15 protein-coding genes are annotated in these 15,191 nt (G+C 60.7%); 4 read left to right on the plus strand and 11 right to left on the minus strand.

The window, feature by feature from the left end; all coding sequences use genetic code 11:
* Positions 1–10: 10 nt before the first annotated feature.
* On the minus strand, positions 11–817 hold the full coding sequence (locus BN1137_RS16640; protein WP_050719665.1) for a PhzF family phenazine biosynthesis protein: 807 nt from the start codon (positions 815–817) through the stop codon (positions 11–13).
* Positions 818–1,002: 185 nt separating this feature from the next.
* Between BN1137_RS16640 and BN1137_RS16645 the strand changes: the two genes are divergently transcribed.
* Genes BN1137_RS16645 through BN1137_RS16655 form a run of 3 tightly spaced genes read left to right on the plus strand, consistent with a single transcriptional unit; the run spans position 1,003 to position 5,286 of the window.
* A complete protein-coding gene (locus BN1137_RS16645; RefSeq protein WP_050719666.1) occupies positions 1,003–2,814 on the plus strand; it encodes an assimilatory sulfite reductase (NADPH) flavoprotein subunit in 1,812 nt (603 codons plus the stop codon).
* Positions 2,814–4,538, plus strand: a complete 1,725-nt coding sequence (gene cysI / locus BN1137_RS16650; RefSeq protein WP_050719667.1) for an assimilatory sulfite reductase (NADPH) hemoprotein subunit — start codon at positions 2,814–2,816, stop codon at positions 4,536–4,538. Before BN1137_RS16645 ends, cysI begins: the two co-directional genes overlap by 1 nt.
* Entirely contained in the window at positions 4,528–5,286 is a 759-nt protein-coding gene (locus BN1137_RS16655; protein ID WP_050719668.1) for a phosphoadenylyl-sulfate reductase, read from the plus strand. The genes cysI and BN1137_RS16655 overlap by 11 nt, the downstream gene beginning before the upstream one ends.
* An 87-nt stretch (positions 5,287–5,373) precedes the next feature.
* Here BN1137_RS16655 and proX read toward each other — a convergent pair whose 3' ends face one another.
* The 7 genes from proX to BN1137_RS16690 form a co-directional block, all read right to left on the minus strand.
* Complete coding sequence (gene proX, locus BN1137_RS16660; RefSeq protein WP_050719669.1) at positions 5,374–6,360, minus strand: glycine betaine/L-proline ABC transporter substrate-binding protein ProX; 987 nt, start codon at positions 6,358–6,360, stop codon at positions 5,374–5,376.
* On the minus strand, positions 6,357–7,514 hold the full coding sequence (gene proW / locus BN1137_RS16665; protein ID WP_050719670.1) for a glycine betaine/L-proline ABC transporter permease ProW: 1,158 nt from the start codon (positions 7,512–7,514) through the stop codon (positions 6,357–6,359). Before proW ends, proX begins: the two co-directional genes overlap by 4 nt.
* Complete coding sequence (gene proV / locus BN1137_RS16670) at positions 7,511–8,707, minus strand: glycine betaine/L-proline ABC transporter ATP-binding protein ProV (protein WP_050719671.1); 1,197 nt, start codon at positions 8,705–8,707, stop codon at positions 7,511–7,513. The genes proW and proV overlap by 4 nt, the downstream gene beginning before the upstream one ends.
* Positions 8,708–9,172: 465 nt before the next feature.
* Positions 9,173–9,664, minus strand: a complete 492-nt coding sequence (folA, locus tag BN1137_RS16675) for a type 3 dihydrofolate reductase (protein WP_050719672.1) — start codon at positions 9,662–9,664, stop codon at positions 9,173–9,175.
* 24 nt (positions 9,665–9,688) lie between these two features.
* On the minus strand, positions 9,689–10,156 hold the full coding sequence (locus BN1137_RS16680; RefSeq protein ID WP_050719673.1) for a threonine/serine exporter family protein: 468 nt from the start codon (positions 10,154–10,156) through the stop codon (positions 9,689–9,691).
* Positions 10,157–10,274: 118 nt separating this feature from the next.
* Positions 10,275–11,075 carry a threonine/serine exporter family protein gene (locus BN1137_RS16685; protein WP_232306957.1) on the minus strand — a complete coding sequence of 267 codons (801 nt, stop codon included), beginning with the start codon at positions 11,073–11,075 and terminating at the stop codon, positions 10,275–10,277.
* 214 nt (positions 11,076–11,289) lie between these two features.
* Complete coding sequence (locus tag BN1137_RS16690) at positions 11,290–11,628, minus strand: DUF3135 domain-containing protein (protein WP_050719675.1); 339 nt, start codon at positions 11,626–11,628, stop codon at positions 11,290–11,292.
* 400 nt (positions 11,629–12,028) lie between these two features.
* On the opposite strand from BN1137_RS16690, the gene mog reads away from it, so the two are divergent.
* Positions 12,029–12,559 (plus strand): molybdopterin adenylyltransferase, encoded by a 531-nt coding sequence (gene mog, locus BN1137_RS16695; RefSeq protein ID WP_050719676.1) that lies wholly within the window; start codon positions 12,029–12,031, stop codon positions 12,557–12,559.
* 64 nt (positions 12,560–12,623) lie between these two features.
* On the opposite strand, the gene BN1137_RS16700 is transcribed toward mog, so the two are convergent.
* The 3 genes from BN1137_RS16700 to BN1137_RS16710 form a co-directional block, all read right to left on the minus strand.
* Positions 12,624–13,037, minus strand: a complete 414-nt coding sequence (locus tag BN1137_RS16700) for a DUF2541 family protein (protein ID WP_050719677.1) — start codon at positions 13,035–13,037, stop codon at positions 12,624–12,626.
* A gap of 104 nt (positions 13,038–13,141) precedes the next feature.
* Positions 13,142–14,368 (minus strand): beta-ketoacyl-ACP synthase, encoded by a 1,227-nt coding sequence (locus BN1137_RS16705; protein ID WP_050719678.1) that lies wholly within the window; start codon positions 14,366–14,368, stop codon positions 13,142–13,144.
* A gap of 52 nt (positions 14,369–14,420) precedes the next feature.
* A complete protein-coding gene (locus BN1137_RS16710) occupies positions 14,421–15,146 on the minus strand; it encodes a 3-ketoacyl-ACP reductase FabG2 (protein WP_050719679.1) in 726 nt (241 codons plus the stop codon).
* Positions 15,147–15,191: the final 45 nt, after the last annotated feature.

Genomic DNA, 15,191 nt, shown 5'->3' on the forward strand with positions numbered 1-15,191 from the left:
GGCTAGCAACTTATACGCTGGGAGCTAGCAGCCACTCCCCCTGCCACAGGGTCAGCGCCTGACCCGCCATCAGCACCCTCTCCCCCTCCAGCCGCAACCGCAGCGCCCCACTGCGCGCCGAGATCTGGCGGGCCTTCAGCTGGGTCTTGCCGAGGCGCTCGGCCCAGAACGGCACCAGGGCGCTGTGATTGGAGCCGGTAACCGGATCTTCCTCCACCCCGACCCAAGGGGCGAAGTAACGGGAGACGAAATCATCATCACCGCCGCTGGACGGCGCCGTCACCATCAGGCCGCGACCGGGCAAGGCGCGCAGGGCGTGGAAGTCCGGTTTGAGCGCCTTCACTTCCTCCTCGCTTGCCAGCTCCAGCAGGAACTTGGCGCCGGCGGCCAGGGTGCGTAGTGGCGTGCAACCAACGGCTGCGGCATAGGCCGGGTCCAGGTTCAAAGCGCCAAGCGGAATACGGGGGAAGTCGAGCCAGATCCACTCCCCCTCTCGCGCCGCCGTCAGGAGGCCGCTGCGGGTCTCGAAACGCAGCACCTCATCAGCCGCCGCCAACCCGGCCTCCCAGATGGCATGGGCCGCCGCCAGGGTGCCGTGACCGCAGAGATCTACCTCCAGCGCCGGCGTAAACCAGCGCAGCCGATAGTGCGCATGCCCTATCGGCGTGAGGAAGGCCGTCTCGGACAGGTTGAACTCGGCCGCCATGGCCAGCAACTCGGCATCGGGCCGCTCGGGCCCCAGCACCACCACGGCGGGGTTGCCGCCGAAAGGCTGCCGACTGAAGGCATTGACATGAAACAGTTTGGTCGTCGACATTGGGTTTCCTGTGAAGCTGAATGAGGGATTCATTACCGCTCTTTTATACCACCAAGTCGCTGGCGCCGAGCAGGCCTATGACTTTCTAAATTCATAAATAGCATAAAGAATAAGTTTATATTCTTTGTTGCCATTCATCAGGCCCCTTACCCTGACTAAAAATCAGACCATGGAAGACCTGTGTGATGCAATTGACCGCCTCCTTACCCAACCTAAGTCCTCTCTCCGATGAGCAGCAACGCCAGCTGAACCAGGTCCTCTCGACCCTCAACACCCAGCAGCTTGCCTGGGTGAGCGGCTATCTCTATGGCCTCTCCCAGTCTGGCAACCAGGTTGCCAGCCAGCCGGTGACTACCGCAGCCAGTGCGGCGCCAGGCGCCAGCCTGACCATTATCTACGGCTCCCAGACCGGCAATGCCAAGGGGGCTGCTGCCGCCATCCAGAAACAGGCCCAGGCGCTTGGTCTGCCCGTGACCCTGGTCTCCATGGCCGATTACAAACCCAAGCAGCTCAAGAAAGAGAGCCACCTGCTGGTGGTAGTGAGTACTTACGGGGAGGGTGAACCGCCAGAGAGCGCGGTCGATCTGTTCGAGCAGCTCAAGAAGGGCAAGATTGGCAAGCTTGAAGGACTCAAGTTCGCCGTACTGGGTCTTGGCGACAGCTCCTATGAATTTTTCTGCCAGACCGGCAAGGACTTCGACGGCTTCTTCGCCAAGGCGGGGGCCGAGCGCATCCATGAGCTCGCCAGCCTGGACGTGGATTACCAGGAAGCCGCCAAGGTGTGGAGCGAGCAGGCGGTCAAGGCCATCGCAGCCACCCTGGCTGCCAGCGGCTCTGCCACGGCGGCAACTGCCAGCCTAGGCGGCGCCGTGCAAGCGGCGGTTGGTCACAGCCAGTACCACAAGGAGAACCCCTTCCCGGCCCGGCTGTCGGTCAATCAGAAGGTCACCGGCCGTGATTCCACCAAGGACATTCGCCATATCGAGATCAACCTCGAGGAGTCCGGCCTCACCTATCAACCCGGCGATGCCCTCGGCATCTGGTTCGATAACGACGCCGCCCTGGTGGGCGAAGTACTGACCCTGAGCGGGCTCAGTGGTGACGAGAGCACGGCTCAGGGCAACTTGCGCGCCGCGCTGACCCAGCATTTCGAACTGACCCGGCTGCACGGCGGCTTTATCACCGGCCTCGCCGATCTGTCTGGCAACGCCGCCCTCAAAGATCTGGCCGGTGACAAGGCTCAGGTCAACGCCCTTGTCGCCTCGGCCCAGGTGGTGGATGTCTTGAAACGCTTCCCGGCCAAGCTCGGTGTCGACCAGCTGGTCAGACTGCTGCGCCCGCTCACCCCGCGTCTCTACTCCATCGCCTCCGCCCAGAGCGAGGTCGAGGAAGAAGTACATCTAACCGTCGGCGTGGTGCGTTACCCCCAAGCCGATGGCACCCTGCGCTCAGGCGGCGCCTCCTCCTATCTGGCAGACCGACTGCCGGAAGAGGCCGAGGTGCGGGTGTTCGTCGAACACAACGACAACTTCCGCCTGCCGGCGAGCCCCGATACCCCCGTCATCATGGTGGGCCCAGGCACCGGCATTGCCCCCTTCCGTTCCTTCATGCAGGAGCGTGAGGCTCTGGGTGCCGAAGGTAAGAACTGGTTGTTCTTCGGTAACCCTCACTTCACCCAGGATTTCCTCTATCAGGTAGAGTGGCAGCGTTATGTAAAATCCGGCCTGCTGTCGAAAATTTCCCTGGCCTTCAGCCGGGATCAGGCCCACAAAGTCTATGTGCAGGACCGCTTGCGTGAAGCGGGCCTCGAACTCTATCAGTGGCTGGAAGCTGGCGCCCACTTCTATGTGTGCGGCGACGCCAACCACATGGCAAAGGATGTGCAGCAAGCGCTGCTGGATGTGATTGCCACACATGGCCACAAGAGCCGTGAGGAAGCAGAAGAGTATTTGAGCGAATTGCGTCGTGCCAAACGTTATCAAAGGGATGTCTATTGATGAGCAAGCAAACAATCTCGAACCAGGGAGCAGGACCGGTAGAAGGGCCACTGTCCGACAACGAGCGCCTCAAGCGTGAAAGCAACTTCCTGCGTGGCACAATCGTCCAGGATCTGCAGGATCCCCTCACCGGTGGCTTTAATGGCGACAACTTCCAGCTGATCCGCTTCCACGGCATGTATCAGCAGGATGACCGCGATATACGCCCTGAGCGCACCGCCCAGAAGCTCGAACCATTGCATAACGTCATGCTGCGCGCCCGCCTGCCGGGCGGCATCATCACCCCGGCCCAGTGGCAGGTGATCGACAAGTTTGCCGAGGAGCACAGCCTGTACGGCAGCATCCGCCTCACCACCCGTCAGACCTTCCAGTTCCATGGTGTACTGAAGCGCGACATCAAACTGATGCACCAGACCCTCAACAGCACCGGCATCGACTCCATCGCCACCGCCGGTGACGTGAACCGCAACGTACTCTGCACCAGCAACCCGGTCGAATCCGAGCTGCATCAGGAGGCCTACGAGTGGGCCAAGCAGATCTCCGAACACCTGCTGCCCAAGACCCGCGCCTACGTAGAGATCTGGCTGGACGGCGAGAAGCTGGGCGGCGATGAGGAGCCCATTCTCGGCTCCAACTACCTGCCGCGCAAATTCAAGACGACAGTGGTGATACCGCCCCACAACGACATCGACGTGCACGCCAACGATCTGAACTTCGTGGCCATCGCCGAGGGCGGTAAGCTGGTGGGCTTCAACGTGCTGGTGGGCGGCGGGCTGGCCATGACCCACGGTGACACCAGCACCTACCCGCGCAAGGCCAGTGATTTTGGCTTCATCCCCCTTTCACACGTATTGGACGTGGCGGCCGCCGTGGTCAGCACCCAGCGCGACTGGGGCAACCGGGTCAACCGCAAGAACGCCAAGACCAAGTACACCCTCGAGCGGGTCGGCGTCGAGGCCTTCAAGGCCGAGGTGGAGAGCCGTGCCGGCATCCAATTCGGGCCGGTTCGTCCTTACGAGTTTACCAGTCGTGGCGATCGTTTCGGCTGGGTGGAAGGCATTGATGGCAAGCACCACCTGACCCTGTTCATCGAGAACGGCCGCCTGCTGGACTTCCCGGGCAAGCCGCTCAAGACCGGTATGCTGGAGATCGCCAAGGTGCATCAGGGAGATTTCCGCCTGACCGCCAACCAGAACCTGATCATCGCTGGCGTCCCTCTCAAGGAGAAGGCCCGCATCGAAGGGCTGGCCCGCCAATATGGTCTGCTGGATGACGGCGTGAGCGAGCAGCGCAAGCAGTCCATGGCCTGCGTGGCCCTGCCTACCTGCCCGTTGGCGATGGCCGAAGCCGAGCGCATGCTGCCGGCCTTTGTCACCGATATCGAAGGGCTGCTCAACAAGCACGCGCTGGCGAATGACGCCATCATCTTCCGGGTTACCGGCTGCCCGAACGGCTGCGGCCGCGCCATGCTGGCGGAAGTCGGTCTGGTAGGCAAGGCGCCCGGTCGCTACAACCTGCACCTGGGTGGCAACCTGGAAGGGACCCGTATTCCGCGCCTCTATCAGGAGAACATCACCGAGCCGCAGATCCTGGCCGAGCTCGACACCTTGATCGGCCGCTGGGCCAAGGAGCGCCAGGGGGCCGAGTGCTTCGGTGACTTCGTGATCCGCGCCGGCGTGGTGGCCCCCGTCATCGATTCAGCGAGAGACTTCTATGCCGCTTGATCTGCAATCCCTCCTGGCGCTGAGCCGGGAAGAGCAAACCGAGGCGCTGGCTCCCATCAACCGGGAGCTGGATGCCATGAGTGCCCCCGAGCGGGTGTGCTGGGCGCTGGCCAACCTGCCGGGGGAGCATGTGCTGTCGTCCAGCTTCGGCATCCAGGCTGCGCTGATGCTGCATCTGGTGAGCCAGGAGCGCAGCGATGTGCCAGTGGTGCTGACCGATACCGGCTATCTGTTCCCAGAGACCTACCGTTTCATCGACGAGCTGACCGAACGCCTCAGCCTTAACCTCAAGGTCTACAGCGCCGGGATCTCCCCCGCCTGGCAGGAGGCCCGCTTCGGCCTGCTGTGGGAGCAGGGAGTGGAAGGTATCACCCGCTACAACCAGCTCAACAAGGTGGAGCCCATGGACAGGGCGCTGACGGAACTTGGCGCCCAGACCTGGTTCTCGGGCCTGCGCCGGGAGCAGTCCGGCAGCCGTGGCAAGTTGCCTGTGCTGGGCATCCAGCGCGGCTTCTTCAAGTTCCTGCCGGTCATCGACTGGAGCAACAAGGACGTCTTCTATTACTTCAAGGAGTTCGACCTGCCCTATCACCCCTTGTGGGAGCAGGGATACCTCTCGGTCGGCGATGTCCACACCACCACCAAGTGGGAGCCGGGCATGAGCGAGGAGCAGACCCGCTTTTTCGGCCTCAAGCGCGAATGCGGCCTGCACGAGGAAAACGGCGAGCAAGGCGGCTCCGGGATCTGATCCCGCCCCATCCCTTTCTGCTCATAAAAAAACGCCCGGCCAATGCCGGGCGTTTTGCCTATCTGGGGGAACAGTCAGAGTTTCGACTCATTGCGCGGCGGTGCGCGCCTCGGCCAGCCAGCCGTTGACCAGGGCCTCATGCCCCTTCAGCCAGGCATCGGCGTGACGTTCCACATCCGCCGGCTTGTTCTGCCCCTTGTTCATCAGGCCATTCTGGATGTTGATGTCATTGAGCGGCAGCTTGACGATGGCAAACAGCTTGGCCGCCGCCGGATTGGCATCGGTGAAGGCCTTGTTGGCGACTATGTGCATGGTATTGACCGCAAAACCGTAGTTCTTGCCATTCGGCAGCCGGGTCTTAGCCACATCTTTGGCATTGGCGGGAACCTCCAGCCAAACCACGTCCCGTCCCGGCACCAGTTCGCTGCTGAGCCAGTACGGCGTCCAGGTGTAGTAGAGCACCGGCTTGCCGCTCTGGTAGCGGGCCAGGGTGTCGGCGACCAGCGCCGCATAGTTGCCCTGCTTGTGGGTCACGGTCGGGGTCAGCCCGAACTCGTCGAGGTGATGGTTGATCGCCTCCTCACAGCCCCAACCCGGGTTGCACCCCACCAGATCGGCCTTGCCGTCACCGTCGCCATCAAACAGCGCCGCCAGCTTGGGATCCTTCAGCTGACCGAGGTTGGTGATGCCGTATTGGGTGGCGGTCTTCTTGTCGATGAGATAACCCTGGGCGGCGCCGGCCACGTAGGTCCCTTGGCGAAAGAACACCTTGTCGCCCCCCGCCTGCTCATACTTGTTGTTTTGCAACGGGATCCAGTTAAAGGCGAGGAAGGTGCCGTCACCCTGGGCCACCGAGGCATAGGCCACGTTGTAGTCCACCTCCTGCGCCGGCTGTACGTCGTAACCGAGCCGCTCCATCAGCTTGCTGACCAGCAGACTCTGAAAAGCCTCTTCCGGCAGGGAGCTCTGCAAGGGTTGCACCTTGATCCCCTCCCCCGGCAGCTCGGCGCTGGCCATGGCAAGGGTGCTGAGTAGCAGGGCGCCCAGGGTCAGGCTGGTGGTGATGAGTCTCATGAGGTTGCTCCTTTGCATTGAATGGATGGGCTGCGACCGCACAGTCGCAGCAGCAGGGCTACCGGGCCCCGCTGATACCAGCGGCCGGTCCGGCTGCGATCCGGCTGCCCCATGGCCTGGGTCAGGCGATCGAGGACGATGGCCAGCAGCACTATGCCGAGGCCGCCGATGGAGGCGAGCCCCATGTCGAGGCGACCGATGCCGCGCAATACCATCTGGCCGAGGCCGCCGACCGCGATCATGGAGGCGATCACCACCATGGAGAGCGCCAGCATCAGGGTCTGGTTGACCCCGGCCATGATGGTGGGCATGGCGAGCGGCAGCTGTACCTTGAACAGTAGCTGGGACGGGCTGGCCCCGAACGAGTGAGCGGCTTCCACCAGATCCGTGGGCACCTGGCGGATCCCCAGCATGGTCAGGCGGATCATCGGCGGCAGGGCGAAGATCACCGTTACCACCACGCCGGGTACGTTGCCGATGCCAAACAGCATGACGATGGGGATGAGGTAGACGAAGGCCGGGGTGGTCTGCATGGCGTCCAGCAGGGGCCGGGTCCAGTGCGACAGCCGTTCACTGCGTGCCAGCAGTATGCCGACCGGCAAGCCAATCAGGACGCAGAAGAACAGCGAAGTCAGCACCAGTGACAGGGTCACCATGGCATCGGACCAGGCACCGATGAGGCCGATCCCGATGAGGGAGACCAGGGTACCCAACGCCATACGGCCGTTGACCAGCTGCCAGGCGACCAGTGTCAGCAGCCCTATCATCAGAGCGGATGGCACCGTCTGCAGCAGGTGGGTCATGCCATTGAGGGTTAGCTCCACCGGCGCCCGGATCAGCTGGAACACAGGCCGCAGGTTCTCCACCAGCCAGCCGATGCCACTCTCGACCCAGGAATCCAGCGGTACAAGCGCCTGCTGGAACGGATCCAGCCAGTTGATCTGCGCATCAGTCTCTGCGCTCGTTATCTGGTTCTGCCAGTCGGCGGCGGTGGTGTCGGTGCTCGCCCAGGGATCGCTGGCGGCCTCTGTGCTCGCCTCCGAGGTTGCAGCCCAGGGATCGGCCGCTACGTCGTCGGCCCTAGCGGGGGCACTCGCCAGCAGTAATAACGCCAGCATGCCTGCCAGCAGACGATAGGGGGAGGTTAATTTCATACCGGGGTACTCCTGTCCAGGGTGTTCAGCAGGTTGGCCTTGGAGATAAGCCCCAGATAACTGCCATCCGGTTCGACCACGGGCACCTGACAGGGTGCGGCGGCCACTTGGCTGATGAGTTCATTGAGAGGGGTATCCGCCAAAATGGGCTGGATGTCCGCCAGCAGCGCCTGCTCCAGGCTGCCCTTGTCACGCACCGCCTGACTCAGCGATTCGACAGAGACGACGCCGAGGAAGCGGCGGCTGCGATCCACCACATAGCCATACTCTCGCTCCAGCTCCTTGAGCTGGCGTAGGGCGTTGCCCGGCCCGTCCGTGGTGTGTTTCTTGATGAGGGGCATCTGCTTGCGGCTCGCCACATCGCGGGCGCTGAATACGTTGGCCAGATCCACCCCGCGAAAGAAGGCGCGTACATAGTCGTTGGCGGGTTGGTTCAGGATCTCGTCCGGCGTGCCGACTTGCACCACCTGACCGTCCTGCATGATGGCGATGCGATCGCCGATGCGCATCGCCTCGTCCAGATCATGGGAAATGAAAACGATGGTCCGCTGCTGACTGGCCTGCAGCTTGAGCAGTTCATCCTGCATTTCTGTGCGGATCAAGGGATCCAGCGCGGAGAACGCCTCGTCCATCAGCAGGATATCCGGGTCATTGGCCAGGGCTCGGGCCAGGCCGACGCGCTGCTTCATGCCGCCGGAGAGGGCATCGGGGTAGGCGTCAATCCACTGACCCAGTCCCACCTGATGCAGGGCCTGGCGGGCACTGCGCTGACGATCCGCCAGCGGCACCCCGGCCAGCTCCAGGCCGAAGGCGGTGTTTTCCAGCACGCTCAGGTGGGGCATCAGGGCGAAGGATTGAAACACCATGCTGATCTTCTTGCGCCGCACCTGGCGCAGCTCGCTATCCGAGATGGCGGCGATGTCTTCACCGTCGATCAGCACCTGACCACGGGTCGGCTCGATCAGCCGGTTGAAGAGCCGTACCAGAGTGGATTTGCCCGAGCCGGACAGGCCCATGACCACGAAGATCTCCCCCTCCTGGATGGCGAGGTTGACGTCTTGCACCCCCAGGGTCTGCCCGGTCTTTTGCAAGATGCTGGCGCGGTCGTGCCCTTTTGCCAATAATTTGAACGCTTTTTCCGGCTGTTCACCGAAGATTTTATAGAGTGATTTGACCTCAAGCTTGACTGTCATACTGTCCTTTTTTTATGGCCGACATCTTGCTGTTTCAGCTGCCGAACGCGAACCAATTACTTTCAACACTAAACAATTACCATGAAAAACAAAAGAACCATTAGAGTCCAATAAAAAACATAAAATCATAAGTAATTGATTTTTATCCATTATTTAATGAAACAAAAATTCAACAACAAGCCAAGATAAACTAAAAAAACATAAAATAGTTGAGTTAAAAATCAATCATTTCGCCGTTTGATGAGTAAATACGGCCCGAGAATGGCATAAAGAGGGGGAGTTTGGCTGGCAGGAAAACGGCTCAAGCCGGCGCCCTGAAATCATTACAGAGCGAATCATTTTTAATGAGAACGAAGGGAGGAAGAAGAGAGCAACGCGAGGGCCGTAAACACCGATGACGGGCGTCATCGACAGCACAAAAAAAGGCCCCTGGCAATGCGAGAGGCCTTTTAGGCTCGAGTGAAGCTAGCGTCGCTGCCAAGTCTCGAAACAATAGGGATAGGGGTTCTTCTCATCGGCGAGATGAGGCTCGCTCTCCTGCTTTATCCAACCCCCGTCATCGAAGGCGGGGAAACGGGTGTCTCCCTCCACCGCCAGATCGATTTGAGTCAGGTAGAGGCGACTCGCCTGTGGCAGCAGCTGGGCATAGAGATGACCACCGCCGATCACCATCAGCTCCGGGGTGGCATCGGCGCTCAGCAGGGCCAGCGCGGCCTCGACCGAATCGACGACCTCCACCCCCTCCACCCGATAATCGGGATTGCGGCTGATCACCAGATTGCGCCGTCCGGGCAGGGGACGACCGATGGATTCGAACGTCTTGCGCCCCATCAGCACCGGCTTGCCGAGGGTGACCCGCTTGAAGTGGGCCAGATCGGCGGGCAGGTGCCAGGGCATCTGGTTGTCTTTACCTATCACGCGATCGTGCGCCATGGCGGCAATCATGGAAATCATCATGGCGTCAGCTCCTCACACCCTATCTCAGACAATGGGCCGGTTACGGTACACGACCAGCGAGGGGATCGCCAAACCGAAACTGAGGGCCCCCACGATAAACAGCGCCTTGAGGCCATTCTCCACCGCCCCCTGGATAAGCTCCATAGTCACACCCGAGATGTTGAGCTCCACCACGGCGATCATCGCCTTGAACGCATAGCTGCCGGGGATCATGGGGATGATGGAGGCGACGCTGAACACGGGCCGTGGCGCCAGCAGGCGGCGCGACCAGTAGACGCAGACAAAACCGACCGTGGTGGACGCCGCCAAGGTGGCCCACTCGATGGGCATGCCGTAGTGGATGAGCAGGGTGCGCAGGCTGTGGGCCAGGGCGCCCCCCATGGCGCAATACTTCAACATGCGCGGTGGCACGTTGAACAACATGGCAAACCCCACCGCCGGAATGGCCGACCAGAACGCATCCTTGGCCAGCAGCCAGAGCAGATCCATCATACCTGCCACCCCCAGATCCCGATGACTGACATGGCTAATATGATACCGATGATTGCAATGGCACTGATGGTGAGCAGGCTCATCGTACTTGGGAGCCCCTGCCGCGAGTCGAGATAAGTCATACCTGCCACCCCCAGATACCGGTGACCGACATGGCCAGGATAATACCTATGGCCGCACTAATAGTGAGCAGGGTCGCCGTTCCCCAGCGTGCCAGCCCCATGTTGAAGTAGCCCTTCACCATGTCGGACACCGCATTGATGAGCGGGAAGCCCGGCACCAGCAGCAGGACGCTGGCCGCCATGGCGAGATAGGGTTGCTCGCCCCAGCCGAAGTAGGTGGCGCTCGAGGCGATCAGGGTGGCGACGAAGCCGGTCACGGCGAAGTTGATGAGCGGACTGTGGTGATGACGTGCCATCAGTTGGCGCACCCGCATCGCCACCGCAGAGGCGACGAAGGTCACCAGGAAGACGGGCCAGTCGCCACCAAACAGCAGGCTGAAGGCCCCGCAGGAGAAGCCCACCATGGGCACCACCAGCCAGGGATGATAGTGGAACGGCACTATGGCATCGAGCCGCTGGCGCACTTCCCGCGCGCCGACCAGCTCCTTCTCCGCCAGGATGCAGAGCCGCTGTACTTCGCACACTACCTGCATGTTGATGCCTTGATCCCGCACCCGACGGGTAGTGGTGACGCAATGCCCCTGGTAGAGGCTGGTCAAGACGATGCCGCTGGCAGAGAGCGCCATCTCGACACTCTCCAGTCCCAGCGCCAGGCCGAGCCGCACCGTGGTCTGCTCTACGATGCGCGCCTCGGCACCATATTGAGCCAGCAACTGGCCCACCTTGACGATAATGCGGGTGATCTCTGTCTGCTGTTCCGGCGACAACACCCGTCTTGGAGTAATACTTCTCATCATTCCCTTGAGTCGTAGCAAATTAAACGTAGCGACATATTACCCCAGCCACTTTATTCCTCCATATATATCCATGCCGCGAAACCGTTATCGCGTTATTTATTCCCCTGCCAGCCTTCATTTGCAGCAAATAACAAACAAGCCACCACGCTTATTAACAAGGTGGTGGCTCGGCTTATGAAAAAAGATGAAAATATAAATAAAACGGCTAAATATTCTATTTATCCCGGCGATGATCTGCGAGCCGGATAACATTATTTCCAGGAGGTCCGCCATCCGCCAGGGGGGCGGTTTCATGCTGGAGGTCACTGATCTGGCTGCGCATGGCGTAAAAGGATTCATGCATCATATTGGCAATCCGGATGCAGCTATCGAGGTTGTTTTTAGCCAGTCGACGCTGGCAGTCTATGCGAAATTGTAAACCCCGCAGTCGTCGTTGCCGATCAGGCCCCACCTGTTCGATCAGGGCATCGATTTGCTTGTGCAAAAGTTCATCCAGCCGCTCCGGCTCGGCGAGGGCCCAGTGTTTGAGAGTATCGAAATCTGGCAGCTCCATATGCCCTCCTGGCCAGAGGCCTCATGTGTGACACATCCAAACTACGCTCAGCACATAATTTCACTGTCCGTAAGAAAAGTTATATAAGAGGGCGGCGATCTTGGTTCAGCCTGCTCCGAGTCACAGGAGTCCGATTTTTGAACAATATGCAGGGGTAGCTGCGAGGAAATAGATTTATTCGTTAATATTCAGATGATTATGAAAAACTCTTGTATGGCATTTTTTTTAGAAAATTTACGAACTCGTGTCACCGCTCTTATTCCCGAATATTCGATTAGCGTGAGATCGTTTTCATTCGAACCATTTTTTCACTCATGCCCCCGAGCGGTCGCGGTGCTTTAACATATCTCACTGATTATGTTATTTTATTTACCACTTTCAGCACGACAAAGAGCAGCTCATGAGCAAGGCAAGAATCGGTATCGTCACCGTCAGCGATCGCGCCAGCGCAGGCGTCTATGAGGATCTCTCCGGCAAGGCCATCATGGAGACCCTGGGTGCCTATCTGACCTCGGAGTGGGAAGCCGTCTACCGGCTCATCCCGGATGAGCAGGATCAGATTGAAGCGACCCTGACCCAACTGGCGGATGAGGAACACTGCAGCCTCATCGTCACCACGGGCGGCACCGGCCCGGCAAAGCGGGATGTGACCCCGGAAGCCACGGAGGCGGTGTGCGATCGCATGATGCCAGGCTTCGGTGAGCTGATGCGGGCGGAGTCGCTCAAGTTCGTCCCCACCGCCATTCTGTCGCGCCAGACAGCAGGCCTGCGCGGCAGCAGCCTCATCGTCAATTTACCGGGCAAACCCAAATCGATCCGCGAGTGCCTGGATGCTGTCTTCCCCGCCATCCCTTACTGCATCGACCTGATGGACGGCCCCTATCTCGAGTGCGACGAGAGCGTCATCAAGCCATTTCGTCCCAAGAAATAAACGAGCTGGCCGGGGTCTCCCCCAGCCAGTGTCTCATTGCATGGTCGTCAACGATTGGCGGCCATCATTTGCGGCCATAAACCTTGACCCCCGCCTTGCTGCCTTCTGAATTGCCATAGACTTCAATCTTCTTGATGCAGAGCCTGGCCCCCAAGGATTTCCAGCCCGATTCCTGATCCTGCGCCAGATCCCGATCGAAATTGAGGGTCTTGCTGCGACCATCACCATAGGTCAGCTTGACCCTGTCCAGGGTCAGCTCCCGCTCCGCCTTCACCATGATGGACTTGACCGGCCGGCAGACGATCATGGGGATGATGGCCGGACGATCACCGACCCCCAGCAAGAGGGTCTTGCCGAGCCGGAATTCACCATCAGCCAGAGCCGATGAGGCCTGGGTCCAGAGCAGGGTGGATAACACGCATGCGGTCAGGCCGCGGCGCAGCAGAGATGGGGTTGAACAAGAGAATGAAACGGACATGATGCCTCCCTAAAAGTGGAAGGCATCTTAATTAATCGAAGCTAAACCCAGGCTGTACTGGAACTGAACTGGAGCTGCACCCGAGCTGAACGGGCGCAACCCCATCAGGCCCAGCGCTTGAAGATGAGGGAGGTATTGATGCCGCCAAACGCGAAGTTGTTGGACATCAGATACTCCACATCCAGCACCCGTCCACCGCTTTGGATGTGATCCAGCGGGGCGCAGGCGGGATCCGGCTCATCCAGGTTGAGGGTCGGCGCGAACCAGCCCTCGGCCATCATCTCAAGGGAGAGCCAGGCCTCGATGGCGCCGCAGGCCCCCAGGGTGTGGCCGAAGTAGCTTTTGAGGGAAGAGATGGGGGTCTTGTCACCAAACAGGGCCGCGGTGGCGTGGCTTTCGGCGATGTCGCCGCGCTCGGTGGCCGTGCCATGGGCGCTGATGTAGCCGATGTCCTTGGGCGCAAGGCCCGCATCCGCCAGCGCCAGTGCCATGCAGAGTTGCATCGTCTCCTGCTGGGGCTGGGTCACATGGGCCGCATCACAGTTGGTGGCAAAGCCCACCAATTCGGCGAAAATATGGGCCCCGCGCGCCCTGGCGTGCTCAAGCTCCTCCAGGATCAGGCTCCCGGCCCCTTCCCCGATCACCAGCCCATCCCGCGTCTTGTCAAAAGGTCTGGGGGTGAGCGCCGGGGTGTCGTTCATCTGGCTGGTGGCAAACAGGGTGTCGAACACTACGGCCTCGGACGGGCACAGCTCCTCCGCCCCCCCCGCCACCATCAGATCCTGATAGCCGTGCTTGATCGCTTCATAGGCATAGCCAATGCCCTGGCTGCCCGAAGTGCAGGCGCTGGAGGTGGGAATGACCCGGCCACGCAGGCCGAAGAAGAGCCCGGTATTGACCGCCGCCGTGTGGGGCATCATCTGCACATAGGTGGTGGCCGTGATGCTGGCGGTGGTTTTGTCGTTGAGCATGGCGCCAAAGGCGCTGATGGGCTCGGTACTGCCGGTGGAGGAGCCATAGGCGATGCCGGTGCGCCCGCCGGTCAGTACTGGGTGGTCGATGAGCCCGGCCTGGGTCAGGGCCAATTCGGTGGCTACGGTCGCGAGCTGGGAGACCCGTCCCATGGCTCTGGTCTTCTTGCGCGGATAACGCGCCGGCAGAGCAAAGTCTATGATCGGAGCCGCCAGCCGGGTGTTCAGCCCCTCGTAGATGGCCCATTCCGGCATCTCGCGCACGGCGTTGCGCTCGCCCTTGAGCCGGGGCCCCACGCTCTGCCAGTCATTGCCAAAGGCGGTCACCCCGGCCATGCCGGTGACGACGACACGCTTCATGCTGTTCTCCCTTCCTGCTGTTCCTGATGGTTCACTGGTTTCATGAGTCCACTCATATCAGGCCCCCGTTGATCGAAATGACCTGACGGGTGACGTAGCCCGCGATGTCCGACATCAGGTAGGAGACCAGACCCGCGACCTCGTCGGCCTGACCCATCCGCTTGAGGGGGATCATCTTCAGCGCCTCGGCCTCTACCTCGGCATTGACCATGCCGGTGTCGATGAGGCCGGGGGCCACGCAGTTCACCGTGATCTTGCGTTTGGCCAGCTCCAGCGCCAGGGCCTTGCTGGCCCCTATGATACCCGCCTTGGCGGCGCTGTAATTGACCTGACCCCGGTTCCCCATGATGCCGGAGACGGATGACAGTGTGACGATGCGACCGCCCCGGCGTAGCCCTATCATGGGCATGATGCAGGGCTTGAGCAGGTTGTAGAAGCCGTCGAGGTTGGTGTGCAGCACCCCGTCCCAATCCTCGTCGGTCAGGGCTGGAAAGGCGCCATCACGGATCACGCCGGCATTGCTGACCACGCCATAGTAGGCGCCATGGGCCTCGATGTCGGATTCGAGGCGGCTGCGGCACTGCTCCCTGTCCGAAATATCGAACTGGATGAGGCGCCCCTGGCCTCCCACCGCCACCAGCTCGCTCAGGGTGTGCTCGGCCCCTTCCCGATCGCCGTGATAGTGCACCACGATATCAAAGCCATCGGCGGCTAGTTTCAGGGCGATGGCGCGACCTATGCCCTTGCTGGCACCTGTCACCAGTACGGTGGAATTCATCCTCACTCCCTCTCCAAAAATCAGACAATTCGACTATTAAATGAA

The sequence above is a fragment of the Aeromonas tecta genome (assembly GCF_000820185.1).
GTDB classification, from domain to species: domain Bacteria; phylum Pseudomonadota; class Gammaproteobacteria; order Enterobacterales; family Aeromonadaceae; genus Aeromonas; species Aeromonas tecta.